We start from the raw sequence: 23,259 nt of genomic DNA, 5'->3' as shown, positions 1-23,259 counted from the left end.
AAGACAGAAAAACTATTTAACGATATTGAGTTCTTTTTCAACAATATCGTTAAAGTAGGTTTCTATTTCTAGCCGCTGCAACCAGGCATCGATATTCTTAAGAGGCGCACGCTCGCCAGTTTGCTGCGGGAAGGCTTGATTCAGAAGAATCCAACGGCTGACACAAAGGGCTAAAACAATATCTCCAGGCTGAAATTGATTGCCCGCGCAATAGCTTTGCTTAGACAATGTTTGATCTAGCAATCCAAGCAGCCGATTAGTTTCTTGATATCCCTTGAGAATCGATTCGTATTGACGTTCTACCTCGGGTGTTCTAGTAAGACCCAGAAATGCTATGCGCAGCGCTGGCCACATTGTGCCCAACTGCCAATCCATCCATTTCTCGGATTCGTAATGAGTCTTAATATCTGCTGTAAAGCGCCCAGCTTGATCATGCTGATGGCTTAAGTAGCGCATGATGGTATTGGATTCCCACAGCACAATTGCACCGTCTTGTAGCGTCGGTACTAAGCCATTGGGATTGAGTTTTAAAAACTCTGGAGTGTTATTGATTCCAAATTGTAGGCCAGCATCGATGCGCTCAAAGTCTTTGCCTTCTTTTAGTCCAAGCTCAGCAAGACACCACAATACTTTTTGAACGTTAATAGAACTTTTGCGACCCCATAAACGCATCATGGCATTTCCTTACAAAGAAGAATTGGTATTAGCTAGCTTTAGTTTCTGTGAAATCGAGACCAACAAACTGACTGCGCGCAAAAATGAGCGGCTCTCGTTCAGGATGATTTTTTAAGTTAATTACTTTGGCAACAATGATGTTGTGATCACCACCAATGTGAACACAAACAGTTTCACATTCATAGTAAGCAACGCAACGATCTATTTGCGTTAGTCCACTAGCTGCTGGCTTGTGATCAATTCCCTTGAATTGATCTGTCTTCACGGTAGCGAAATGCATTGCCAGATTCTCTTGCGAGCGCTCTAGCACATGAATCAGATGTTTCTTGCCAAGCTCAACCCAAGGCATTAGACGTGAATGCTTCTTGAGACTCCAAAGAATGAGTGGTGGCTCGAGTGAGACAGTGTTGAAGGAGCTAATCGTAATGCCGTGAGAATTGCTTTCCTCATCCAGGCAGGTGATAACAGTGACCCCAGTTGCAAATGATGCGAAACCTTTGCGTAGCTCTTGTGAAGTAAATGGGGTCATTAATCTTTACTTATTTAGCTTCAGCTTTTGCTGTAGCGGTCAGTGTTGTGCCGGGAATGGGATTTAAAACTTCATTCTCTTCAGCTTTTACGCACTTGAAGCGATATTCTTTGCCTGCCTTGGACAGAAAGCTGGCGCCTTCATAAAAATCATCTTTACAGGTCTTAGTGGCGAAATCCATGACATCCTGCGGTGCAGCGCTAGAGGTGATCAGACGCATATTGCCCATGGACATATTAATTTGGGTGGAATAGCAGCCAGACAGCGCCAAGCCAGAAATCGTAGTTAATAGTAGAATTTTTTTCATGGAAACCTCCATAATCAGCAATGCTCGTTAGGATAAACCTATTAAGCAATTGCTGCGGGGAAATACCTCGCTCTAAAAGGAAGAGACATGTTTAAAGCAATATTGGTAAATAAGGATGACCAAGGGTATCGCGCAGAATTAGCCCAGGTCGATGAGGCTAACCTCCCAGAGGGAGATGTTCGCGTAAAGGTCCTGTATTCCACCCTCAATTACAAGGATGGCCTGGCTATCACGGGCAAAGGTCCGGTGGTTCGCAGCTTCCCAATGGTGCCGGGCATCGATTTTGCCGGTGAAGTGATGGAGAGCACCAACCCCGACTTCAAGACTGGCGACATGGTGCTTCTCAACGGCTGGGGAGTTGGGGAAGGGCATTGGGGTGGCTTAGGTCAGCAGGCTCGTGTGAAGGCCGATTGGTTGATTCCGCTGCCCAAGGGGTTTACTGCTAAACAAGCATTAGCCATTGGCACTGCAGGCTATACCGCCATGCTCTGCGTCATGGCGCTACAAAAGCATGGGCTTAAGCCAAGCGATGGTGAGGTTTTGGTCACTGGTGCTGCAGGCGGTGTTGGCAGTTTTGCCATCACGCTTCTCAGCAAGCTAGGTTTTACTGTTGTCGCGAGTACAGGCCGTATGGCCGAAGCAGAGTACCTGAAGAAATTGGGTGCAACTGAAGTGATTGATCGCGCCATCTTATCTGCTCCTGGCAAGCCATTGGCAAAAGAGCGTTGGGCTGCAGTAGTTGATAGTGTGGGCAGTCATACCCTGGCTAATGCGTGTGCGCAGACCAAGAGCGATGGCGCAGTAGCTGCTTGTGGCTTGGCTCAGGGCATGGATTTTCCTTCAAGTGTTGCACCATTTATTTTACGCGGCGTGACTTTGTACGGCATTAATAGTGTGACTGTGCCACGTGCAAAACGCATTGCTGCCTATGAGCAGTTGAGTAAGTTAGTGGATCTGAAAACCTTAGATGAAATCTCTCATGAGATTACGCTTGAGGAGTCAATAAAATACGCGCAAGAATTAATGGCAGGAAATGTACGCGGGCGCTTGATTGTCGACGTCAATAAATAAAAAAGAAATAACAAGCAACTAAAGATTAGCTTTACTGGGGTGCTTGGGGTTTGCGACTAGGTAGTTTTGACCAAACCTCAAGCTTCTCAGGATTAGTCAGCTCGGACCAATCAGCAATTTCGGTCAGGGTGCGATAGCAGCCGCGACAGTAACCATTTTCAGGATTAATGTCACACCAATTAATGCAAGGCGATGGAACTGTTGTCAAAGCAAACCTAGAAGTAAAAAATCAATCAATAACACTAAGCCATGAATACTCAAAACAAAGCAAGCGCTGAAGCTGCAGTTCATTATCCCTTAGGAGACGTCCTTCCGGAAGTGGGTAGCAGCATAGAGGTTGCGCCAGGTGTTCGCTGGATCAGAATGCGTCTGCCCTTTGCTTTAGATCACATCAATCTTTGGCTGCTGCGCGACGAAATTGATGGTCTTGCGGGTTGGACGATTGTGGACTGCGGTATTGATAATGAAGAGACAAGAAACTCTTGGGAACAAGTGTTTGCTACTCAGCTTGAAGGCATGCCAGTCTTGCGCGTCATCGTGACGCATATGCATCCTGACCATGTGGGTCTATCGCAATGGCTCTGTGAAAAATGGCATGTCCCCATGTGGATTTCCATGACAGATTATTTAACTGCCCAATGGTTAAGTTGCAAAGAGGGTGGCGCCGCAGTTGGTTCGCGTGCTGGCAGCGGCGGTTCCGCAGATCACTTTCAAAGACATGGTTTAACGGGCTCAGACGATTTAGAAAAAATTCGAGGGCGCTCCAATTACTACAGCAATATGGTTCCTGGTGTGCCGCGTCAATACCGCCGCATTATTGATGGCGAGTCTATTTTGATTGGTGGTCATGCGTGGCAAGTCATCATGGGTTATGGGCATGCTCCAGAGCACGCCTCTCTCTTTTGTGAAGAGCTTGGAGTATTAATCTCTGGAGATATGTTGTTACCCCGTATTTCTACTAATGTGAGCGTCTATGATGCTGACCCAGATGCAGATCCGCTAGGCTTGTATCTGGACTCTATTGAAAAATATTTAGTGTTGCCTGAGGATACGTTAGTGCTTCCTTCACATGGCAAACCATTTACTGGAATTAGGCCGCGTGTTGCGCAACTCAAAGCGCATCATGATGATCGCTTGGCGGATACTTTGGCCGCATGTAAAAAACCGGCACATGCTAGGGAGATTGTGCCGGTCTTGTTTAAACGTGAATTAGATATTCATCAGCTCACATTTGCAATGGGTGAGGCTATTGCTCATCTGAATTACCTACTTCGTCGAGGAAAGTTGCGTCGCCAGCTTTGCGAGGACGGCGTGTTGCGGTTTTCCGTGGTTTAGCGCTAGTCGTTTTAGTCTTGGATTCTTCCTTTGGGGCGCTTGTTGAGCTGGCTGCAGCGCCAGCCGCTGAGACGGCATCACCAAAGGATTTGAGCGCCATCATGGTGGCATGCTGAACTTCAAGACCCTGAATAGTTGATTTGAGGATGTTGAGGTTCAAATTGAGCCAGTTTTCAACGCTTTTCAGGTCCTTGATGCGCTTTTCAAGCTCATCTACATCCAAGCCAGGAAAAGCCGATGCAAAGCCGCCAGCAGCCTTAGAGGCGTCTGCCGTGAAGGGGAACTGTCCGGCCTGACCTGCAGCGCCTTGTCCCCACATGGTTTTAAACATATCTAGGCTTTGATTGAATTCTGGAATGGTTCCAAACATAAGGGCTCCGGGGTGAATGAAAAGTGGCTTTTCCAATAGAATAAGGGATTCTAGAGATTAATCCCGGTTTAACAATGCAATCTAATGGTTTGTCCCAGCCTTATACCCGTGGTCAAAAGCTTCCCGAGCTTTTGAAGCAGCGCATCCTCATTTTGGATGGCGCCATGGGCACCATGATTCAGCAATATAAGTTGACCGAGGCCGACTATCGTGGTTTGCCGGGAAATACCCGATTTGCCGATCATCCCGGCGACATCAAAGGCAATAACGAGCTGCTAGTTCTGACGCAACCACAAATTATTAGCAAGATCCATGAGCAGTATTTGGAAGCTGGCGCTGACATTATTGAAACCAATACTTTTGGTGCAACCTCAGTGGCGCAAGAGGACTACAAAATGGCTGGCTTGGCTCGTGAGATGAATGAAGTCTCCGCCAAATTAGCGCGCGCAGCTTGTGAAAAATACAGCACCCCAGAAAGACCTCGTTTTGCTGCTGGCGCAATTGGCCCTACACCAAAGACAGCGAGTATTTCACCGGATGTTAATGACCCGGGCGCACGCAATGTGACCTTTGATGTATTACGTGCTTCGTATCGTGAGCAGATTGAAGGATTATTTGCGGGTGGCGTTGACTTATTTTTGGTTGAAACTATTTTCGATACGCTCAATGCCAAAGCGGCACTCTTTGCCCTCGATGAATTTTTTGAAGAGACCGGTGAGCGTTTGCCGGTAATGATTTCTGGAACGGTGACAGATGCATCTGGCCGTATTTTGTCTGGTCAAACAGTTGAGGCGTTTTGGAATAGTTTGCGTCACATCAAGCCACTCACCTTTGGTTTGAACTGTGCATTAGGGGCTGCTTTAATGCGCCCCTATATTGCAGAGCTAGCAAGAATTTGCGATGCGGCAGTGTCTTGCTACCCCAATGCGGGCTTGCCTAATCCGATGAGTGATACGGGCTTTGATGAGACCCCAGAAATCACTTCTAGCCTAGTAGATGGTTTTGCTAAAGATGGCTTAGTTAATTTAGTAGGCGGCTGCTGCGGCACGACACCCGATCACATTCGCGCAATTGCTAATGCGGTTGCCAAACGGAAGCCACGCGCTTTCTATCGTGAGAATGCGGAGGTATCAGCATGAGCACGACGGAGAAAAAAGCGATGCCAGCGATGAAGCTTTCTGGTCTTGAGCCATTTAACGTTACAGCAGATGTTGGCTTCGTCAATATTGGTGAGCGTACCAATGTCACAGGCTCCAAAGCATTCTCTCGCATGATTTTGAATAATCAGTTTGATGAAGCGCTCGTAGTGGCGCGTCAGCAGGTTGAGAATGGCGCACAGGTTATCGACATCAATATGGATGAGGCGATGTTAGATTCTGAGGCGGCGATGACTCGCTTCCTCAACTTAATCGCTTCTGAGCCTGATATTGCTCGTGTTCCCATCATGATCGACTCCTCCAAGTGGAGCGTGATTGAAGCGGGTCTGAAGTGTATTCAAGGTAAGCCAATTGTGAACTCGATCTCCTTAAAAGAGGGTGAGGAGTCCTTCAGAAAGCAAGCGCGTTTAATTCGCCGTTATGGTGCCGCCTCTGTAGTGATGGCTTTTGACGAGGTAGGACAAGCCGATACATTTAAGCGTAAGACTGAGATCTGTCAGCGCTGCTATGAGATCTTGGTAAACGAGATTGGCTTTCCAGCGGAAGACATTATTTTTGATCCGAATATTTTTGCAATCGCTACTGGCATTGAAGAGCACGACAACTATGCGGTCGACTTTATTAATGCCACTCGCTGGATTAAAGAAAACCTACCGGGTGCTAAGGTTAGTGGCGGCGTTTCCAATGTGAGCTTCTCGTTCCGCGGTAATGACCGTGTTCGTGAAGCAATTCATACAGTGTTCTTGTATCACGCTGTCCAAGCTGGTATGGATATGGGCATTGTGAATGCTGGTCAATTAGGTGTGTACGCTGATTTAGATCCAGAGTTGCGTGAGCGTGTTGAGGACGTTGTTCTCAATCGCTTTAAAGAAAAAGATGGCAAAACACCTACCGAGCGTTTGCTCGATATTGCTGACCAATTTAAGGGTGGTGGCGCTAAGCAGGTCGAGAACCTAGTGTGGCGTGAAGCGCCTGTACGTGAGCGTCTAACGCATGCCCTAGTGCATGGCATCACCACCTTTATCGAAGAAGACACCGAAGAGTTGCGCGCTGAAATCATGGGCGCTGGCGGCAGACCTATTGAGGTCATTGAAGGCCCTCTGATGGATGGCATGAATGTCGTGGGCGACTTGTTTGGTGCGGGCAAGATGTTCTTGCCTCAGGTAGTCAAAAGCGCCCGCGTGATGAAACAAGCAGTTGCCATTTTGATTCCGTACATCGAAGAAGAAAAGCGCCAACATATTGCAGCAGGCGGCGAAGCCAAAGCTAAGGGCAAGATTGTCATGGCAACCGTGAAGGGCGACGTGCACGATATCGGTAAAAATATTGTGACTGTTGTTCTGCAATGTAATAACTTTGAAGTAGCTAACATGGGTGTAATGGTTCCTTGTGCAGATATCCTTAAACGTGCCAAAGAAGAGAATGCGGATATTGTTGGTTTATCTGGCCTGATTACACCTTCACTAGAAGAAATGACTTATGTTGCGCAAGAGATGCAACGTGATGATTGGTTCCGTGAACGTCAAATTCCGTTGATGATTGGTGGCGCAACAACTTCGCGCGTTCATACTGCGGTAAAGATTGCCCCGCACTACGATGGCCCAGTGGTGTATGTGCCTGACGCATCCCGCTCAGTATCAGTGGCCTCCAGCTTACTGTCTGATGAAAGTGCTAAGAAGTTTATTCAAGATTTGCGCGATGACTATGTACGCATTCGTGAACAGCACGCCAATAAGAAAGCGGCGCCAACCATTTCCTTAGAGGCAGCGCGCAAGAATCGCGAGATGATTGACTGGTCTGCCTATGTTCCAGAGAAGCCGAAGTTCATTGGTCGTCGTGTATTTAAAAACTTTGCACTGAGCGATATTGCTAAATATATAGACTGGACACCGTTCTTTCAGACCTGGGATTTAGCAGGAAAGTTTCCTGCAATCCTGGATGATGAGGTTGTTGGTGTAGAAGCTCGCAAGGTATTTGCAGATGCTCAAGCATTACTTGATAAGTTGATTAAAGGCCAATGGCTACAAGCTGATGCTGTGGTGGCTTTCTATCCTGCCAATACCATTGGCGACGATATTGTTTTGTATGGCGACGAAGCTCGAGAGCACCCTTTATTTGTTTGGCATAACTTGCGTCAACAATCCGAACGCCCTGTTGTAGAGGGTGTACGCAGACCCAACCGCTGTTTAGCTGACTATGTTGCGCCAAAGGACTCCGGCGTTGCTGATTACCTGGGTTGTTTTGCAGTGACGACTGGTCATGGTGTTGAAAAGAAAGTGGCTGAGTTTCAGGCAAAGCACGATGACTACAGCGCCATTATGTTGAAGGCCTTGGCTGACCGGTTAGCGGAAGCTTTTGCTGAGCTGATGCACCATCGCGTGCGTACAGACTTATGGGGCTATGCAACGGATGAGATTTTGACAAACGATCAAATGATCAATGAAGAGTACCGCGGTATTCGTCCTGCACCTGGTTACCCAGCCTGTCCTGCGCATGAGGTTAAAGAGGATTTGTTGCGAGTCATTGGCTCTGAAGATATTTGTATGACTCTGACCGAGTCTATGGCCATGAATCCAGCTTCTAGCGTGAGTGGTTTCTATTTGGCTCACCCGGAAGCACGCTACTTCAATGTGGGTAAGCTATCGGATGATCAGGTTGAAGACTTGGCTAAACGCCGCGGTCAAAGTATTGAAGACACCCGTCGCCAGCTGGCGAGCTTGCTAGATTAGACGCCCCACATGACGGGTTCGTCTGTGGCTTTGGATTGCTTCATCAACTCCAGGAATGGGTAGGCTCGCTGTCCAAGGCGATCGGCCAGCTTAGGCTTCTCAGCACCCTTCTCGGACTCGTCATTTACTTTAGCCCGCTCCTCAAGATCTTTGAGGATGGCAGTTTCTAGGGCAGTGATGAGGTCAGGAAGTTGCTCAACGGTCAAAATTCCGCGAGGCTCCAGGGGGCGCCCCAAAATATCAAAAATTCGTTTAGTCAGATCCGCCAGCATGATGACATCTGGACCAGCCTTTGAGCGAAATTGATAGATCATTTCGATAGCTTACCACCTGATAAACTCACTAATCTATGTTGTTAACCAATAAAAATCGTTTAATTCAAATGCTGAGTGCTGCGCTTGCAGGCTTGGCTCAGGAGCGCGACCTAGGAGAGGCTCCTACCCCCCGTTTGGAGCGTCCCAAGGCTGTTGACCATGGTGATGTCGCTTGTAATATCGCCCTTCAGCTAGCAAAGGCTTGGAAGCTGAACCCGCGTGAGCTGGCACAGGCTTTGGTAGAGCGCTTGCAGCAGCAAGCGGGATTCAATGAGCTGATTGCATCCTGTGACATCGCTGGTCCTGGCTTTATTAATTTTCGCCTTAGTAATGCAGCTAAGACTACCGTAGTTCAGGAGATACTTGCTGCAGGGACTCATTTTGGTGAGTCTGTGCAAGTCGGCGAGTCTGTTCCAAACGCCATGATTGAGTTTGTCTCTGCCAATCCAACTGGACCATTGCATGTTGGCCACGGTAGACAAGCAGCGCTGGGTGATGCCTTAGCTAATTTATTAGCCACCCAGGGAATCAAAGTTCATCGTGAGTTTTATTACAACGATGCCGGTGTGCAGATTGCGAATTTAGCCTTGTCTGTTCAAGCTCGCTTACAGGGTTTGAAGCCAGGTGATGCCAAGTGGCCTGAGCAGGCGTATAACGGTGAATATATTGCGGAGATTGCTAGCGCATTTAAATCTTCTCCAGAATTTAAAGATGATCTTGAAGCTATTCGCCAATTTGCGGTTGCTTATTTGCGTAATGAACAAGACATTGATTTAAAAACTTTTGGCGTGAAATTTGATTGCTATTACTTAGAGTCCTCTCTATATACCGACGGTAGTGTTGCACAAATTGTTGGCGACTTACAAAGCATTGGCAAGACCTATGAATCCGAAGGTGCGCTCTGGTTGAAGAGTACGGATGATGGTGACGATAAAGATCGCGTGATGCGTAAGTCTGATGGTAGCTTTACCTACTTTGTGCCTGATGTGGCGTATCACACCAGCAAGTGGAATCGCGGCTTTCAGAAAGTGATTAATGTGCAGGGTAGCGATCACCATGGCACGATTGCCCGTGTACGCTCGGGCCTGCAAGGTGTAGCGCAGAACCGCGGCTGGGATATTCCTAAAACGTATCCAGAGTATGTGCTGCATAAGATGGTTACGGTTATGCGCCATGGTGAAGAAGTCAAAATTTCTAAGCGTGCGGGCTCATATGTCACTGTGCGTGATTTGGTTGAATGGTCAGGCGGCGTTACTCCAGAGATGACGCCAGAAGAGAGGGAATTGGCTTTGCAGCGCGGTCGCGATGCCGTGCGCTTTTTCTTGATTTCGCGTAAAGCAGATACCGAGTTCGTTTTTGATATTGATTTAGCCTTGCAGCAAAACGATGAGAACCCAGTGTTCTATGTTCAGTATGCGCATGCGCGAATTAATTCAATCTTGCAACAGTGGGGTGGCCAAGTATCGGATTTGGCTACGGCTGATTTATCGCTCTTACAAAGTAAAGCATCGGATCATTTGCTGCGTCGTTTGGCAGAATACCCAGAGGTTCTGACGGCCGCTGCCGAAGAATTAGCGCCCCATGCATTGGCTTTTTACCTGCGTGACTTGGCTGGTGATTTCCATGCCTTCTATAACGCGGATCGTGTCTTGGTTGACGATCAAAACTTAAAGCAAGCGCGTCTTGCATTGCTGCTAGCAACCCGACAAGTTCTACAAAATGGCTTAAAAGTACTCGGGGTATCTGCGCCAATAAAGATGTAATAGCGAGGTATGAAGTGAAGATGTAAGATGAGGAAATGATGAAAACACCGAATCAACAAAACTCCCAATACGGCGGCACTATTCTCGGCTTTATTTTGGGTTTGGGCGTCGGCCTTGGAATCGCCTTTGTCATTGCCTTTTATCTTTCTAAAAATACCCCTCAAGAAAGACCGGGGATGCGTGCCCCAAGTCTGCCTTTGATGATTAAGCCTTCTACAGCACCTGCGGAGGGTGAAGCGGGCGCCCCTGCTGAGCCTGTAGATTTGAATAAGCCGCTCCAGGGTAAATCACCCGCCCCTGCGTCACCCGATCCGATTGGAGATTTGGTAAATGGCAAGAAAACTGCTGACAAGCCAGCGGACGCATCCCCTGCAAGCAAATCAGACGCCATGTATTTCTTGCAAGTGGGTGCGTTTACAAAGCGTGCTGATGCAGATGCGCAAAAAGCGAATTTAGCTATTCAGGGAATTCAAGCCCAGCTAAGTGAAGTCACAAGTGACGGGAATACTCTTTGGCGCGTACGTGTAGGTCCTTACAACAGTGTTGATGAGAGCAACTCAGTGCGAGATAAATTGAGTGGCATTGGCATTAAACCAACCTTAATCAAATCCAGTAAATCATGATTTCATTCAGCAAAAGATTCATTACTTTATTAGCACTGCTTTCTTTAAGTAGTTTCGCTAGCGCACAAGCTCAAAAAATCGAAGAAGGTTTTGATTACCGTATATTGCCTGTTGCGCAGCCGGTCGAAACCAAGGGAAAAGTAGAAGTTATTGAATTCTTTTGGTATGGTTGCCCACATTGCTATGACTTTGAGCCTGAGCTCAGTAGCTGGGTAAAGCGTCAACCTAAAGACGTTGTTTTCAAAAGAGTCCCTGTAGCCTTTCGCGATGACTTTTTGCCGCATAGTCAGATGTACTACGCTCTAGAGTCGATGGGCAAAGCTGATGCTCTAAATGAAAAAGTCATGTACGCAATACACAAAGAAAATAAACATCTCCTCACGGAGACGGAGATCGCAGATTGGGTTGCGTCTCAAGGCATTGATCGCAATACCTTCTTGGCGACCTATCGCTCTTTTGCAGTAGTTTCTAAAGCACGTGCTGCCAAGCAATTGACGGAAGCCTATCGTATTGATGGAGTGCCAACCGTTGTGATGCAAGGCAAGTACGTAACATCACCATCCATTGCTGGATCTAAGGCTAAAGCAATCGCAGTAATGGGTTATCTAGAAGAGAAAATTCGTAAAGATAAGTACAAGTAGTAAATTCGAAACAGCTTGCTACGTAACACTTTAGCGCCGCTTAAATTTTGACGAAGCGGTGCACAATCCAAAAGTAGATTGGGTAAGGCAAGATTCTCAGAAACTTTAAGAATCTTGTGAATCGCTTAGGGAAGTGAATATCAAACTCTCCCTTCTGAATGCCGGCCAATATCTCACTGGCTGCTTCCTCGGCACTAATTAAGGCTGGCATTTCAAAGTCATTTTTTGCGGTAGCCTCAGTAGCTACAAATCCTGGCGAGATCATGTGCACACTGACTCCTGTCGGCAGCAAGTCGTAATATAAATTCTCACAAAAATTAATGATGGCAGCTTTACTTGGGCCATAAGCCAAAGCTTTTGGCAGACCGCTATAACCTGCAACACTGCCAACAATAGCAATATGTCCTGAGTGAGCTTTGAGCATTTCCGGTACCACTAGAGCAACCGCTCTCATTGGTCCTAAAAGGTTTGCATCAATGATCTTCTCGGCAACCTTGATATCAAAATTATCTGCGCGTAGTGGTACATACATGCCCGATACAAAAAGGAGCAGATCAACCCCATCCCAGGCCTTCATAATGGTTTTATAGCCATCTTGCAGTTGAGCATCATCTGTGACATCCAATGGAATAACGAGTGATTGATCAACCTCTGCAGTACTGGCAATTTCATTTAATCGTTCAGCTCTTCGGCTGGAAAGCGCTACTTTAGCGCCCTTGAGAAGAAGGGTTTTCGCACAAGCTTCACCAATACCGCTGGATGCGCCTATGACCCAGACTCTTTTGCCTGAGAAGTGAGCTATTCCGCTTTGTTTCATGCGCTTAATGTATCAGAAGATGCTGGTGAAGATTGATGGCTCAATGTGAATTGCACTACATCGATATTACGCTCAGTAAAGCCAGCGGCACAATACATGAGATAGAAGTTCCAAAGACGTATAAATGCTTCATCAAAGCCAAGTTGGCGTACCTCTTGCAGTTTTTGATTAAAGCTATCACGCCACAAGCAAAGAGTTCTTGCGTAATCTCCGCCAAAGGCGAACTCGTTATCAATTCGTAATCCAGCTTTAGCAGCGCTCGCTTTAAAACTTGCCCTAGAGGGTAGCATGCCACCAGGAAATACATACTGTTGAATAAAGTCAGTGTTGCGTCTGTAGCGATCAAAAAGATCCTCGGCAATCACAATCGTCTGAATGCAAGCTTTGCCACCCGCTTTTAGGCAATGAGCAATCGTTTCAAAATACTCCGGCCAATGTTTTTCACCAACTGCCTCAAACATTTCGACGGAAGCAATGCCATCAAATTTTTCTTGGCAATCACGATAGTCCTGAAGGCGCACTTCAAATCTAGGAGGGTTAGCAATTTGACTTTGCACTTCTAGCAAACGTTCCTCTGCAAATACTTTTTGCTCTGTAGATAGAGTTAGGCCGGTAATGGCTCTCTTGTTACGAAGAGACTCCTCCATAACGCCGCCCCAGCCACAACCAATTTCAAGTATGTGCTCCCCTGGCGTAGTCTTTAAGGAATCTAGAATGCGCCCAATCTTCGCACGCTGCGCATCAGCTAAGACTTGCTGAGCGCCTTCAGAAAACCAGGCGCTCGAGTAGCTCATCGTGGGATCAAGCCACAGCGTATAAAAAGCATTGCCTAGGTCATAGTGCGCATGAATATTCTTGCGACTTCCCGCTTTGCTGTTATCACGCAACCAATGCTTTAGTCGATAAAAAATCGAGCCATACCAATTGCCATAGATGGCTTTTTCTAAAATGGTTCGGTTGCGTATGGCTAGCTCAAGGAGCGCCTTAAGGTCGGGGGTATTCCATTTGCCCTGAATGTAGCTCTCGGCAAATCCAATATCTCCGTGGGACATGATCTCTTTAAATACAGACCACTCCAAGATATGAATTTCCGCATGTAATTGATCACTTTGAATGCCAAACTCGCGCTTTTCGCCATTGGGAAGGGTAAGCTTTAAATGGCCACTGCTTAGCTTCGTCAAAAGAGTTAAGAGTGCCTTAGCTTTAATTTGGTGTTGTGGCGAAGCGCTATCCCGCCCTTGCGGACGAGAAAAGTTGAGTCTGGAGAGAAGGGATTGTCCTGGACGATTCATCTGCTAACTTCAAGTTCTGGTGGTTTAGGCTTTGAGTGAAAGGGTACACCTTTTACCCACAATTTCAATGCTTGCCAATGTATTCGAAAAATGACGCCCACGCTCATTAAAGGGTAGCGAAGTAAGGCCAGAATGATATTGGCGCGACTAAGTGGGTGGCTGATGCCACTAATGCTGGTGTTGATGAGGGGTTGGCCGTCCTCATGAAGCTCAATGCGACAGACATTATTCTTGCCGCTACTACTATCTTGCGGAAATAAGAAGCGGAAATGGTAATCACCACGTACCGCGCAAAATGGTGAAACGTGAAATACCTTTTCACTACTAAGTGTTTCGCCAGAGTGCAATGCCTTACCCGAATCTTTGTGTAGTAAATAGCAATGACGCTCACCAAAGGTATTGTTAACCTCAGCCAGTACCGCTTGTACTTTGCCGTCAGCGCGCGTGCAGATCCAAAAGCTCACGGGATTAAAGACGTAACCCAATACCCTTGGAAAAGTCTGAAGCCAAATTTCTCCATCGATATGCTGTACATGATTATCTGCCAGAATCTTTTCGATCCAAGCAAGGCTATTGGATTCTCCTAAGCCATGGTCCTTATCAAAAAATGCACAGAGGCCCCAACGGTTATCGCTTAAGCCGTTCTGACTCAGTAAATTCGGGTTAGCATTGCGAGTACGCATAGGGATGGAGATGGTGAAAACCCCATAACCAAAGGCATTCTTAGCCGGCCTCAAGCGCTGGTGTTTTACTACCCCAAAGTTAATTTTGGCATCTGACATCAACTACACATCTTGTTTGGTTTTGATCGGCTGATGAATGCTTTCAATTAAAGCTTCTGCCACTAATTCTCCGGAGCGTAAACCATCTTCATGAAACCCAAACCCCGTCCAGGCGCCGCAATACCAAATCGATGCTGTGCCCTGAATTAAGGGTAGTTCCTTCTGAGCTTGTATCGCACTCATATCAAAGACAGGGTGTGAATAGTGAATCTCTTGATACACAAGCTTTGGATCTGGCTCTTCCGAGGGATTTAAGCTCACAATAATTTGGGTATCTTGAAGTTGAGCTGGCAGAGGTTGTAGACGATTAATTAAGTAGTTAACGCTGACATGTTGCTTTGTGTCTGGTTTGGCACCAGATTTGGCGGTGTAATTCCAGGCAGCCCAACAACGTTTTGCGTCTGGCAAGAAGCGAATATCGGTATGTAATATTGCTCGATTCTTTTGGTATGGAACTGATGCCAGGATATTTCTTGATTGTTGGTCAATGCCATGAACTAAATCTAGTGTTTGGTCGCTATGACAAGCCATGATGACTTCATCGAAGTGAGCCGAGCCAGCCTGACTGATAACCTCAACTGGCCCGCCATCATGACCTGTATTTACTCTCAGGACACATTCCCTTTTAATGGCAACCCCATGCTTTTCTAGTGCTGTCACAAGGCGCTTTACATATTCTCGTGAACCGCCCTTGATGGTCAACCATTGCGGACGATTTTGGATTTGCAAAAGGCCGTGGTTATGGCAGAAGCGCACCATGGTTTGAATGGGGAACTCTAGCATCTGTTCGATTGAACAAGACCAGATGGCACCGATCATGGGTAAAAAGTAATTTTCTTTAAAGCTTTGGCTGAAGCGATGACGTTTTAAAAAATCGGCAATTTTTTCATCAGGCTCTTTATATTGATGACCAGCTTCAATTTGATCATGCGCTAACTGAGTGGCCAAACGATTAAAACGCATGATGTCATAAGCCATCCTCCAAAATGATGGAGACAGGAGATTGGATCTTTGTCCAAAAAAAGAATTGATGTCATTACCAGCCCATTCAATCTTTTTCCCCGTCCCAGATTTGTTGGCTGTATCAATCGATACGGAAAACGACATTTCTGAGGGGGCTACTGGCGCTTGAATTTCTTCGAATAAACGAACGAGACGTGGATAAGTTTTGCGGTTAAATACCAGGAAACCAGTGTCTACGCCATGTGTGATGTCTTTGCCACCGATGTTGCAAGTGATATCGACAGTATTGCTGTGGCCACCAATGTGATCGCCAGCTTCATATAAGGTAATTTCAAATTCAGGATGTTGTCTTAAGGCGTAGGCACAGCCTAATCCAGAGATGCCTGCGCCAATAATGGCAATTCTTTTTTTACTCACCGAGCTTTTTCTCCTAAAAGCTTTTCAACTTCATTTGTCATGCTGCTACTGGTGGGTTTGGTAACGCTTCCAAACGAATCAACCACATTACCATTTCGATCGATTAAATACTTATAAAAATTCCATTTTGGAGTTGTGCCAGTTTTAGCTATCAACATCTTAAATAATGGATTTGGGTTGCTGCCGGAAACCCCACTCTTAGCAAACATCGGAAATTTCACGTCATAGGTGTTCTTGCAGAAATCGGCTATCTCTTTATTGCTGCCAGGCTCCTGTTGCCCGAAGTCATTAGAAGGAAAGCCCAGAATGACAAAGCCTTGCTCTTTGTATTTGGCGTAAATCTTCTCAAGACCTTCATATTGGCTTGTAAAGCCGCAAAAGCTGGCTGTATTTACTACCAATATGACTTTCCCTTGGTATTGACAAAGGTTTTGCGGCGCTTCATCCTGCAGGCGAGGAAAGGTATGGGAGAGCAGGGGGCTGCAAGTGGGCGCAGCATTGGCAAGCTGAAATCCAGACAAGAATGCAAATAGCCCAAATAGGCAGTTCATTACAAAACGAGGCATATTGCACCTTTTTTATTCACGAGTGAGAAGCCAAGTCTAAGACATTCTGGGTAATATCGCTGGCCTCGCAAGATTGCCATTAATATTGGGTTATGAGTCATTTGCCACCCCCCTCTTTTGAAGCAAAAGTCTGCTCACCAGAACAGCTTGCTGCTCGCCTGGAAAATCTTCCTAGACCATTGGTATTTACTAATGGAGTCTTCGATATCCTGCACCGTGGCCATGCCAGCTATTTGGCCCAGGCCCGCGCCTTGGGGGCTAGCTTGGTCGTGGGTGTGAATTCTGATGCCTCAGTGAAAATGTTGGGTAAAGGCGACGACAGGCCTATTAATTCAGAGGCTGATCGCCAGGCATTATTGGCTGCATTGGAAAGCGTGGATATGACGATGTTGTTTACTGAACAAACACCAGTCAATTTGATTGAAAAAATTCGTCCTGATATTTACGTCAAGGGTGGTGATTACGATATCGATACTTTGGCAGAAACCCATCTGGTAAAAAGTTGGGGTGGTAAAGCAGTTGCGATCCCTTTCCTATACGAGCGCTCAACTACAAGCTTATTGGGTAAGATCCGCTCTTAAAGGTTTTGCAGTAACCACGCCCAAATACCTCGAAGTACTAATCCTTCGGTTACTTCTACGGCCCGCTTGATTGGTAAATTATTTTTTGTAATTTCTTGCGCTAGGACCTTGGCATTACCGCCATCAAGCCAAATTTTTTCGATGGGAAAATTTAACTCTTTTGCATGTTGTATGCCATACAGAATTGCACCAATTTGCGCTGCATCGCAACCTCCAATGATTGCGTCGTTAGTGGAGAGTCCAAACCCATGATGTTCTGCGCGTGTAGCCAAGCCTAGCTGCGCAGTATTGTTTGCCAAACTTTCTTGCATTAATCCAAGACCAGGCAAAATCCATCCACCGTAATGTACGCCGTTAGAACCGAGTAAATCAATGGTAGTAGCAGTACCGGTATTCACAAGCAAGGTGTTTTTATTCGATAAGACGCGTGCCCCAATCAGCGCGGCCCAGCGGTCAGCGCCGAGCTTTCTGGGATCTTGATACAGGCTACGCATCCCAGCATAAGCGCTATCCCCTTTGAGCTGCCTCCAATCCAAATCACTCCATTGCGGAAATAGTGATTTGAGATTGGCCATGGCTGCTTGGCCAGCAACGCAGGCAAAACCAATAGCTGTAGGTTTCGGTAAGGTTTTAGCAATATAGTCAGCCAACTCAGCTCGATGTTCTGCTGATTGCAAAGACTTGCTACTAATGGAGCCCGAGTATGCCCACAATTTTTTTTGTTGAGCGCTAGGATTTTGTGTTGACTCCACAGCCGCCCACTTCAGGCGCGTATTACCAACATCAAAAAATAAATAAAGGCTCATGATTGAATCCGCAAAGAAACATCACCCGCATGAATGGCGATGATTTTTTTTTCTTGTTGCAATAGTAATGCCCCTGTCTCATCCACACCTTTTGCAATGCCATAAATAGCCTCTTTACCAGCGCCCGAAATGTACACGGCCTGATCTCGATAAGCATCCCAGCTCATCCAACGTTCTTTGTAGAACTTAAATCCATGCAGGTCAAATTCTGCAAGACTATGTTCGAGTGAGGCGATTAGTTTGAGCCAGAGATATTCTGTATCAGGAAGTAATTTTGTCAGCTGAGCAAGTGAGCCCACTTTCAGTCCAGTATCTAGATTTGCTTCAATTGTTTCTGGATTGCGCAAGTTAATACCAACCCCAATAACCATCCAAGTAAGATCACCCGATTTTGCTTGGCCGCCTTCAATAAGGATGCCGCCGAGTTTATGCTTGTTCAGCAATAAGTCATTGGGCCATTTCAGTTGCAGGCCGGCCTGTTGAAGCTCTTCCTCGCTCAGGTTGCAAGCTTGTGCAATACCGTCTATCACTGCAAGACCAACCAATAAACTCAGTCCGCTGAGTTCGGCCGGAGTTCTTTTAAATGGAAATGCGAGAGAGAAGCAAAGTGAGTCCTCGGGGTTGGCTAGCCATGCTCGGCCTGCCCGGCCCTTGCCCGCAGTTTGTTTGTGGGCAATCCGAGCCACTGGATCAATGAGTTCCCCTGCACGCCAGCGACTCATAAGATCATCATTGGTGGATTTAGTCTCAGTAACGCGCTCAAGTATGCAATTTGCAGTCATTCCGCCATTGTAGAAAGGTCTGACCTAGAATTGTGGGATGGATCAAAAAGATCAACGACCTCGGAAGCTGGTATGGCCACTACAGGCTATGCCCTTAGCGAGGGCTATGAGCTTAAGCTACGCGCTTTTGATCATCTACGTAAGCCTGAACCCCTTTGACTTTGATTTTCAGAATGGGATCTTTGCTTGGGCATGGTTGGATGCTCCTTTGCCTCGTTTTATGACTTTATTTGATGTATCGGTCAATATCTTGGCTTACATTCCATTCGGATTTTTGGTGATGTTTGCTGCCTATCCCCGTTGGCGTAACTACGTAGCTCTTGGAATTGCCCTTAGCTTGAGTGCTGGCCTGGCGCTAGGTGTAGAAACTTTGCAGTCTTGGCTGCCTACTCGCATACCGAGTCAGATGGACTGGTGGGCCAATATATTAGGAGGGTTGTTAGGTGGCTTATTAGCGATTCCGCTAGGACCACAATGGCTTTCTGGAAGCGCAATTCGTCGGCGCTTTGATCAATGGTTTGGCCTTAATTGGGCAGCATGTGCCCTGTTCTTATTATTTCCCTGGTCACAAATTTATCCACAAAGCTCTTGGCTTGGTACGGGCGTATGGGGGCATGCCATCTTTGGCTCCGTTGATTGGGGTACTGTGGTGATTAATCAGGTCATTCAAGAGGCGGCAATTACCTCGCTAAGCTGGCTTGGAGTGGCCTTGTTGCTCTCTCTGGGTTTGCGCACCAAAGCCCCCCAGTGGCGCATTCTCAATGGACTGCTTGGCCTAACAGTGATGGTAAAGACTTTATTTACCGCCCTTCAATTTGGCACTGAGTTTAGTTTGATCTGGTTTACAGCCGGCGCGCTCTGGGGAATGGTAATAGGTAGCATCTTATTAAGATGGGCCTTGCGATTTAAGCAAGCAACTAAGTTTTGGCTGGCTTTGATTTGCTTGCTGGGAACCACAATAGCGGTCAATGTTTTGCCAGACAATCCATATTTCATTCTGACGCTCAGACACTGGTATCAAGGACGCCTATTGCACTTTAATGAGTTGATGCAATGGGTTTCCGTAGTATGGTTACCTTTGGCGCTGATTTGGATGGTTCGAAGTGCCGTTGAATTTAAACCGAAACATTGATGAATATAATTTTTCTATGAGTTTTTCACACCACCTATTTTTTTGTCTCAATCAGCGCGCCAATGGTGAGGATTGTTGTGATCAGCACAATGCTTTTGCCTTATTTGACTACGCCAAGAAAAGAGTGAAAGAGCTTGGTCTTGCGGGCCCAGGGAAAATACGCGTGAATAAGGCGGGTTGCCTAGATCGCTGTGCTGACGGTCCTGTCATGGTCGTCTACCCAGACGGCGTCTGGTACACCATGGTTGATGTGGATGATGTTGAAGAAATCATCCAGTCTCATTTAATCGCAGGGCGTCCAGTAGAGCGCTTGCAATTAGTCTAGCCATTACAGAGAGTTGAAAGTTTTTTATGAATAGCCGTACAAAAGTAATTCAGATTGAAGGCATTGTTGGATCAATGGAAATGTCTATTGATCTGCCAGATGAATTAAAAAATGATCCTGCATTTGCCGTTCGTGGCTTAGCACTTGTTGCACATCCCCATCCATTGATGGGTGGAACGATGGATAACAAGGTAGCGCAAACCATGGCACGTGCTTTTAACCAGTTGGGTTACGTGAGCGTGCGCCCAAACTTTCGTGGTGTAGGCGGAACCGAAGGCGTTCATGACGATGGCGTTGGTGAGTTAGAGGACTTGCTTCATGTAACCGATTGGATGCGAACACCATCAAGCTGGAGTCAATTTGAAGCAACTGCGAATCAATCCTGGATAGGAGGGGCGAATACTCTGCCGCTAGTAGTTTCAGGTTTTTCTTTTGGAAGCTTTGTTGGTAGTCACTTAGTGCAAAGGCTTTCAGAATTAGGCCGTCCAGCTGAGCGCCTGGTAATGGTGGGTAGCGCCGCAGGCAAATGGACTCTGGCGCCAGTACCCGCGGATACGATTTTGATTCATGGGGAGTTGGATGAAACCATTCCTTTGATTGATGTTTTAGATTGGGCGCGTCCGCAAGAGTTGACTGTGCAAGTAGTGCCTGGCGCAGATCACTTTTTCCATCGCCGCTTGCATTGCATTCGCAACATCATTACTGGCGCGTGGTTGGGCATGCCAGATCATCGTAAGTAATTAGAAATAGAAAGACAATATGGCCGAAGAAAAATCATTAATCGAGTACCCATCCTTATTTCCCATCAAGGTCATGGGTAAAGCAAACCCAGAATATCTTCCAGCGATAGTGCATATTGCCAAACAATTTGATCCTACGTTTGATGAGAGTAAGGTTGAGCAGCGCCCTTCTAAGGATGGAAATTACCTCGGCATTACTTTGCCAATTACTGCTACTAGTCGTGAACAGTTAGATGAGCTGTACAGAACCTTGTCTACCCATCCATTGGTTAGTGTTGTTCTGTAATTAATTCATGGCAGCTTTAGTAAAACAATTGGGTTTAGCAGATTACGCCTCTACGTATGAGGCGATGAAACTCTTTACTAAAGAGCGCACTAACGAAACGCCCGATGAAATTTGGGTCCTAGAGCATCCTCCTGTTTTCACTTTAGGTTTGGCGGGTGATGCGGGTAACTTGCATTCACCCAGCAATCAAATTCCACTCGTGCAAGTAGATCGGGGTGGAGAGATCACCTATCACGGGCCAGGCCAAATCGTGGTTTATCTTTTGCTAGATCTAAAGCGTTTGGGGATTTTCGTAAAAGAATTGGTCTCTCGTATAGAGCAAGCGCTGATAGATACGCTCGCAGATTTTGGGATTAAGGCTGAAAGGCATCAGGGGGCTCCAGGAATTTACGTCTCTCAGCAGCCAGGAGTACCCTCAGAATGGATTGGCGCTAAGGTGGCGGCCTTGGGCCTCAAAGTCTCCAAAAGCTGCTCCTATCATGGTCTAGCCCTGAATGTCGCTACCGATTTAGAGGCCTTTCAGCGTATCCACCCCTGTGGGTATGAGGGTTTAAAGACAGTCGACATGCAAACTCTTGGGATCAAGGACAATGTAGACACTATTAGCCAAAGGCTTTTGCAGCATTTACAAAAGCAACTGATGCCATCATGACCACAAATAAGCCTGACACCAAGACACCCATCGAGGCGCGCCAAGACCTCAATTACGACGCATCACGTAAACAAAAATCGAGCGAGAAGACTGCGCGCATTCCGATCAAAATCATTCCTTTAACAGAGGTATTGAAAAAGCCTGATTGGATTCGGGTGAAGGCGGCCTCAAATAACTCCCGCTTTTCTGAAATCAAAAAGATTTTGCGCGAGAACGAGTTGGTAACCGTTTGCGAAGAAGCCAGCTGTCCCAATATTGGTGAATGCTTTGGTAAAGGAACTGCTACATTCATGATTATGGGTGACAAGTGCACGCGTCGCTGCCCTTTCTGTGACGTAGGCCATGGCAGACCAGATCCTCTTGATACAAAAGAGCCTGCTAATTTAGCGCGTACTATTGCTGCGCTCAAACTGAACTATGTGGTGATTACGAGCGTAGATCGTGATGATCTGCGTGATGGCGGTGCAATGCACTATGTTGATTGCATTTCTCAATCACGTGAACTCTCCCCGAATACTCGTATTGAAGTATTGGTCCCAGATTTTCGTGGCCGCCTAGATAAAGCGTTAGATATTTTTGCTGAGCATGCACCTAGTGGTTTGCCTGATGTGATGAATCACAACCTCGAAACGGTGCCTCGTTTATACAAACAGGCTAGACCGGGTGCAGATTACTTGCATTCGTTGAAGCTCTTGAAAGACTTTAAAGAGCGTTTCCCACATGTCCCTACTAAAAGCGGTTTGATGGTTGGCCTTGGTGAAACAGATGAAGAAATCTTAGAAGTGATGCGCGATATGCGTGAGCACAATATCGACATGCTCACTATTGGTCAGTATCTGGCCCCGTCAGGACATCATCTACCTGTTACGCGTTACGTTCATCCCGACGTCTTTAAGATGTTTGAGGAAAAGGCGTATGAAATGGGCTTCTCTCATGCGGCTGTAGGCGCTATGGTGCGCTCAAGCTATCACGCAGATCAACAGGCGCACGGAGCTGGGGTTGTTTAGACTGCTTTCTAAGGCCGCCACCGTACTAGCGGCTTTCATTTTTCTCATTGCATGTAGTCCTAAATTAGATTGGCGTACAGTCCAAGCGCCGCAAGAAAGATATACCGCTTTATTTCCTGGCAAGCCAGATAAATTAGAGCGCCGCATTCCTTATCTTGATCAAGAACTCTTACAGACACTTGAGGCGGTAAAAATTGATGATGATATTTACTCGGTTAGCACTATCCAGTTGCCGGCCAATCAAAGTGCCTCACTAAGTAAGTTACTTTCGCAATTACAGGCTAACTTAATTGACAGGGCAAAAGCATCTGGTGGCGTTGTCACTGTTGAGGATGCTTTTTATAAAATAGCAGACCGACAGCGTTTGCCGATCAAAGATTATTTTCTGGATTTGAAATCCAGCGGTAAATCACAGCAACTCATGCGCGTTCGTTGGATCAATCGAGTTGCGCCGAATGGTGATATCTGGGTTTATCAAATATCAGTGCTGCATATGAATGCAGGCACGGAGAATGCAAAAACTTTGTTGTCTAAAGAAGAGTATGAAAACTTCTTTAGTGATTTTTCTCCAGAGTAGTCTGAAGAGAAGATCATTTA

General features: G+C 46.5%; 28 protein-coding genes. 15 read left to right on the top strand and 13 right to left on the bottom strand.

Annotated features, from left to right (window positions below; translation table 11 throughout):
* Positions 1-12 precede the first annotated feature (12 nt).
* From C2755_RS09700 to C2755_RS09690, 3 genes are read right to left on the bottom strand one after another with little or no spacing between them, the layout of a single operon-like run.
* Positions 13-675, bottom strand: coding sequence for a glutathione S-transferase family protein (locus C2755_RS09700; protein ID WP_215321136.1), 663 nt, complete (start codon positions 673-675; stop codon positions 13-15).
* 28 nt (positions 676-703) lie between these two features.
* Entirely contained in the window at positions 704-1,204 is a 501-nt protein-coding gene (locus C2755_RS09695; protein ID WP_215321135.1) for a flavin reductase family protein, read from the bottom strand.
* Between the two features lie 10 nt (positions 1,205-1,214).
* Positions 1,215-1,511, bottom strand: a complete 297-nt coding sequence (locus C2755_RS09690; protein WP_215321134.1) for a hypothetical protein — start codon at positions 1,509-1,511, stop codon at positions 1,215-1,217.
* Between the two features lie 87 nt (positions 1,512-1,598).
* Here C2755_RS09690 and C2755_RS09685 point away from each other — a divergent pair, with 87 nt between their 5' ends.
* Entirely contained in the window at positions 1,599-2,582 is a 984-nt protein-coding gene (locus C2755_RS09685) for an MDR family oxidoreductase (RefSeq protein ID WP_215321133.1), read from the top strand.
* 31 nt (positions 2,583-2,613) lie between these two features.
* Here C2755_RS09685 and C2755_RS09680 read toward each other — a convergent pair whose 3' ends face one another.
* Positions 2,614-2,790: a DUF1289 domain-containing protein gene (locus C2755_RS09680; RefSeq protein ID WP_215321132.1), complete on the bottom strand. Its 177-nt coding sequence runs from the start codon at positions 2,788-2,790 to the stop codon at positions 2,614-2,616.
* A 41-nt stretch (positions 2,791-2,831) separates the two neighbouring features.
* On the opposite strand from C2755_RS09680, the gene C2755_RS09675 reads away from it, so the two are divergent.
* A complete protein-coding gene (locus tag C2755_RS09675; RefSeq protein ID WP_215321131.1) occupies positions 2,832-3,917 on the top strand; it encodes an MBL fold metallo-hydrolase in 1,086 nt (361 codons plus the stop codon).
* On the opposite strand, the gene C2755_RS09670 is transcribed toward C2755_RS09675, so the two are convergent.
* Complete coding sequence (locus C2755_RS09670) at positions 3,829-4,287, bottom strand: PhaM family polyhydroxyalkanoate granule multifunctional regulatory protein (protein WP_215321130.1); 459 nt, start codon at positions 4,285-4,287, stop codon at positions 3,829-3,831. The two genes, C2755_RS09675 and C2755_RS09670, sit on opposite strands and share 89 nt — an antisense overlap.
* Before the next feature lie 74 nt (positions 4,288-4,361).
* On the opposite strand from C2755_RS09670, the gene C2755_RS09665 reads away from it, so the two are divergent.
* Positions 4,362-5,426, top strand: a complete 1,065-nt coding sequence (locus C2755_RS09665) for a homocysteine S-methyltransferase family protein (protein ID WP_215321129.1) — start codon at positions 4,362-4,364, stop codon at positions 5,424-5,426.
* Positions 5,423-8,173 carry a methionine synthase gene (metH, locus tag C2755_RS09660; RefSeq protein ID WP_215321128.1) on the top strand — a complete coding sequence of 917 codons (2,751 nt, stop codon included), beginning with the start codon at positions 5,423-5,425 and terminating at the stop codon, positions 8,171-8,173. Before C2755_RS09665 ends, metH begins: the two co-directional genes overlap by 4 nt.
* On the opposite strand, the gene C2755_RS09655 is transcribed toward metH, so the two are convergent.
* Positions 8,170-8,487, bottom strand: coding sequence for a DUF1840 domain-containing protein (locus tag C2755_RS09655; protein ID WP_215321127.1), 318 nt, complete (start codon positions 8,485-8,487; stop codon positions 8,170-8,172). The genes metH and C2755_RS09655 overlap by 4 nt on opposite strands.
* Positions 8,488-8,522: 35 nt before the next feature.
* On the opposite strand from C2755_RS09655, the gene argS reads away from it, so the two are divergent.
* The 3 genes from argS to C2755_RS09640 are packed head-to-tail and all read left to right on the top strand — an operon-like array spanning position 8,523 to position 11,514.
* Positions 8,523-10,250 carry an arginine--tRNA ligase gene (gene argS / locus C2755_RS09650; RefSeq protein WP_215321126.1) on the top strand — a complete coding sequence of 576 codons (1,728 nt, stop codon included), beginning with the start codon at positions 8,523-8,525 and terminating at the stop codon, positions 10,248-10,250.
* Positions 10,251-10,285: 35 nt separating this feature from the next.
* Entirely contained in the window at positions 10,286-10,873 is a 588-nt protein-coding gene (locus C2755_RS09645; protein ID WP_215321125.1) for an SPOR domain-containing protein, read from the top strand.
* Entirely contained in the window at positions 10,870-11,514 is a 645-nt protein-coding gene (locus C2755_RS09640) for a thiol:disulfide interchange protein DsbA/DsbL (protein WP_215321124.1), read from the top strand. The genes C2755_RS09645 and C2755_RS09640 overlap by 4 nt, the downstream gene beginning before the upstream one ends.
* Before the next feature lie 40 nt (positions 11,515-11,554).
* On the opposite strand, the gene C2755_RS09635 is transcribed toward C2755_RS09640, so the two are convergent.
* From C2755_RS09635 to C2755_RS09615, 5 genes are read right to left on the bottom strand one after another with little or no spacing between them, the layout of a single operon-like run.
* Positions 11,555-12,331: an SDR family oxidoreductase gene (locus C2755_RS09635; protein WP_215321123.1), complete on the bottom strand. Its 777-nt coding sequence runs from the start codon at positions 12,329-12,331 to the stop codon at positions 11,555-11,557.
* A complete protein-coding gene (locus C2755_RS09630; RefSeq protein WP_215321122.1) occupies positions 12,328-13,623 on the bottom strand; it encodes a cyclopropane-fatty-acyl-phospholipid synthase family protein in 1,296 nt (431 codons plus the stop codon). The genes C2755_RS09635 and C2755_RS09630 overlap by 4 nt, the downstream gene beginning before the upstream one ends.
* Entirely contained in the window at positions 13,620-14,405 is a 786-nt protein-coding gene (locus C2755_RS09625) for a DUF1365 domain-containing protein (protein WP_215321121.1), read from the bottom strand. Before C2755_RS09625 ends, C2755_RS09630 begins: the two co-directional genes overlap by 4 nt.
* A gap of 3 nt (positions 14,406-14,408) precedes the next feature.
* Positions 14,409-15,785 carry an NAD(P)/FAD-dependent oxidoreductase gene (locus C2755_RS09620; RefSeq protein ID WP_215321120.1) on the bottom strand — a complete coding sequence of 459 codons (1,377 nt, stop codon included), beginning with the start codon at positions 15,783-15,785 and terminating at the stop codon, positions 14,409-14,411.
* A complete protein-coding gene (locus C2755_RS09615; RefSeq protein WP_371816851.1) occupies positions 15,782-16,336 on the bottom strand; it encodes a glutathione peroxidase in 555 nt (184 codons plus the stop codon). Before C2755_RS09615 ends, C2755_RS09620 begins: the two co-directional genes overlap by 4 nt.
* A gap of 107 nt (positions 16,337-16,443) precedes the next feature.
* Here C2755_RS09615 and rfaE2 point away from each other — a divergent pair, with 107 nt between their 5' ends.
* Complete coding sequence (gene rfaE2, locus C2755_RS09610; protein ID WP_215321118.1) at positions 16,444-16,932, top strand: D-glycero-beta-D-manno-heptose 1-phosphate adenylyltransferase; 489 nt, start codon at positions 16,444-16,446, stop codon at positions 16,930-16,932.
* Here rfaE2 and C2755_RS09605 read toward each other — a convergent pair.
* The gene (locus tag C2755_RS09605; protein ID WP_215321117.1) at positions 16,929-17,738 is read right to left on the bottom strand and encodes a type III pantothenate kinase; all 810 of its coding nucleotides are present in this window, start codon (positions 17,736-17,738) and stop codon (positions 16,929-16,931) included. The genes rfaE2 and C2755_RS09605 overlap by 4 nt on opposite strands.
* A complete protein-coding gene (locus C2755_RS09600) occupies positions 17,735-18,520 on the bottom strand; it encodes a biotin--[acetyl-CoA-carboxylase] ligase (protein ID WP_215321116.1) in 786 nt (261 codons plus the stop codon). Before C2755_RS09600 ends, C2755_RS09605 begins: the two co-directional genes overlap by 4 nt.
* Positions 18,521-18,557: 37 nt before the next feature.
* Here C2755_RS09600 and C2755_RS09595 point away from each other — a divergent pair, with 37 nt between their 5' ends.
* The 7 genes from C2755_RS09595 to C2755_RS09565 are packed head-to-tail and all read left to right on the top strand — an operon-like array spanning position 18,558 to position 23,239.
* Positions 18,558-19,652: a VanZ family protein gene (locus tag C2755_RS09595; protein ID WP_215321115.1), complete on the top strand. Its 1,095-nt coding sequence runs from the start codon at positions 18,558-18,560 to the stop codon at positions 19,650-19,652.
* A 16-nt stretch (positions 19,653-19,668) separates the two neighbouring features.
* Positions 19,669-19,977, top strand: coding sequence for a ferredoxin (locus C2755_RS09590; protein WP_215321114.1), 309 nt, complete (start codon positions 19,669-19,671; stop codon positions 19,975-19,977).
* A 26-nt stretch (positions 19,978-20,003) separates the two neighbouring features.
* A complete protein-coding gene (locus C2755_RS09585) occupies positions 20,004-20,717 on the top strand; it encodes an alpha/beta hydrolase (RefSeq protein WP_215321113.1) in 714 nt (237 codons plus the stop codon).
* Positions 20,718-20,736: 19 nt separating this feature from the next.
* On the top strand, positions 20,737-21,003 hold the full coding sequence (locus C2755_RS09580) for a DUF493 family protein (RefSeq protein WP_072582654.1): 267 nt from the start codon (positions 20,737-20,739) through the stop codon (positions 21,001-21,003).
* Positions 21,004-21,010: 7 nt separating this feature from the next.
* On the top strand, positions 21,011-21,655 hold the full coding sequence (gene lipB, locus C2755_RS09575) for a lipoyl(octanoyl) transferase LipB (protein WP_215321112.1): 645 nt from the start codon (positions 21,011-21,013) through the stop codon (positions 21,653-21,655).
* Positions 21,652-22,662 (top strand): lipoyl synthase, encoded by a 1,011-nt coding sequence (gene lipA / locus C2755_RS09570; RefSeq protein WP_215321111.1) that lies wholly within the window; start codon positions 21,652-21,654, stop codon positions 22,660-22,662. Before lipB ends, lipA begins: the two co-directional genes overlap by 4 nt.
* Positions 22,655-23,239, top strand: coding sequence for a hypothetical protein (locus tag C2755_RS09565; RefSeq protein ID WP_251368473.1), 585 nt, complete (start codon positions 22,655-22,657; stop codon positions 23,237-23,239). Before lipA ends, C2755_RS09565 begins: the two co-directional genes overlap by 8 nt.
* Positions 23,240-23,259 lie beyond the last annotated feature (20 nt).

This window comes from Polynucleobacter sp. MWH-S4W17 (genome assembly GCF_018687535.1).
Lineage (GTDB): Bacteria > Pseudomonadota > Gammaproteobacteria > Burkholderiales > Burkholderiaceae > Polynucleobacter.
This window is presented reverse-complemented; position numbering and strand designations above follow the sequence as displayed.

What these genes read in the sequence shown, in the direction of transcription:
- C2755_RS09645 (WP_215321125.1), top strand. Translation starts at nt 10,286, where the DNA reads ATGATGAAAACACCGAATCAACAAAACTCCCAATACGGCGGCACTATT.
- C2755_RS09675 (WP_215321131.1), top strand. Translation starts at nt 2,832, where the DNA reads ATGAATACTCAAAACAAAGCAAGCGCTGAAGCTGCAGTTCATTATCCC.
- C2755_RS09700 (WP_215321136.1), bottom strand. Translation starts at nt 675, where the DNA reads ATGATGCGTTTATGGGGTCGCAAAAGTTCTATTAACGTTCAAAAAGTA.
- C2755_RS09625 (WP_215321121.1), bottom strand. Translation starts at nt 14,405, where the DNA reads ATGTCAGATGCCAAAATTAACTTTGGGGTAGTAAAACACCAGCGCTTG.
- C2755_RS09605 (WP_215321117.1), bottom strand. Translation starts at nt 17,738, where the DNA reads ATGAGCCTTTATTTATTTTTTGATGTTGGTAATACGCGCCTGAAGTGG.
- C2755_RS09690 (WP_215321134.1), bottom strand. Translation starts at nt 1,511, where the DNA reads ATGAAAAAAATTCTACTATTAACTACGATTTCTGGCTTGGCGCTGTCT.
- rfaE2 (WP_215321118.1), top strand. Translation starts at nt 16,444, where the DNA reads ATGAGTCATTTGCCACCCCCCTCTTTTGAAGCAAAAGTCTGCTCACCA.
- C2755_RS09615 (WP_371816851.1), bottom strand. Translation starts at nt 16,336, where the DNA reads ATGAACTGCCTATTTGGGCTATTTGCATTCTTGTCTGGATTTCAGCTT.
- C2755_RS09635 (WP_215321123.1), bottom strand. Translation starts at nt 12,331, where the DNA reads ATGAAACAAAGCGGAATAGCTCACTTCTCAGGCAAAAGAGTCTGGGTC.
- C2755_RS09670 (WP_215321130.1), bottom strand. Translation starts at nt 4,287, where the DNA reads ATGTTTGGAACCATTCCAGAATTCAATCAAAGCCTAGATATGTTTAAA.
- metH (WP_215321128.1), top strand. Translation starts at nt 5,423, where the DNA reads ATGAGCACGACGGAGAAAAAAGCGATGCCAGCGATGAAGCTTTCTGGT.
- C2755_RS09665 (WP_215321129.1), top strand. Translation starts at nt 4,362, where the DNA reads ATGCAATCTAATGGTTTGTCCCAGCCTTATACCCGTGGTCAAAAGCTT.
- C2755_RS09695 (WP_215321135.1), bottom strand. Translation starts at nt 1,204, where the DNA reads ATGACCCCATTTACTTCACAAGAGCTACGCAAAGGTTTCGCATCATTT.
- C2755_RS09640 (WP_215321124.1), top strand. Translation starts at nt 10,870, where the DNA reads ATGATTTCATTCAGCAAAAGATTCATTACTTTATTAGCACTGCTTTCT.
- C2755_RS09585 (WP_215321113.1), top strand. Translation starts at nt 20,004, where the DNA reads ATGAATAGCCGTACAAAAGTAATTCAGATTGAAGGCATTGTTGGATCA.
- lipA (WP_215321111.1), top strand. Translation starts at nt 21,652, where the DNA reads ATGACCACAAATAAGCCTGACACCAAGACACCCATCGAGGCGCGCCAA.
- C2755_RS09595 (WP_215321115.1), top strand. Translation starts at nt 18,558, where the DNA reads ATGGATCAAAAAGATCAACGACCTCGGAAGCTGGTATGGCCACTACAG.
- C2755_RS09590 (WP_215321114.1), top strand. Translation starts at nt 19,669, where the DNA reads ATGAGTTTTTCACACCACCTATTTTTTTGTCTCAATCAGCGCGCCAAT.
- lipB (WP_215321112.1), top strand. Translation starts at nt 21,011, where the DNA reads ATGGCAGCTTTAGTAAAACAATTGGGTTTAGCAGATTACGCCTCTACG.
- C2755_RS09580 (WP_072582654.1), top strand. Translation starts at nt 20,737, where the DNA reads ATGGCCGAAGAAAAATCATTAATCGAGTACCCATCCTTATTTCCCATC.
- argS (WP_215321126.1), top strand. Translation starts at nt 8,523, where the DNA reads ATGTTGTTAACCAATAAAAATCGTTTAATTCAAATGCTGAGTGCTGCG.
- C2755_RS09685 (WP_215321133.1), top strand. Translation starts at nt 1,599, where the DNA reads ATGTTTAAAGCAATATTGGTAAATAAGGATGACCAAGGGTATCGCGCA.
- C2755_RS09600 (WP_215321116.1), bottom strand. Translation starts at nt 18,520, where the DNA reads ATGACTGCAAATTGCATACTTGAGCGCGTTACTGAGACTAAATCCACC.
- C2755_RS09655 (WP_215321127.1), bottom strand. Translation starts at nt 8,487, where the DNA reads ATGATCTATCAATTTCGCTCAAAGGCTGGTCCAGATGTCATCATGCTG.
- C2755_RS09630 (WP_215321122.1), bottom strand. Translation starts at nt 13,623, where the DNA reads ATGAATCGTCCAGGACAATCCCTTCTCTCCAGACTCAACTTTTCTCGT.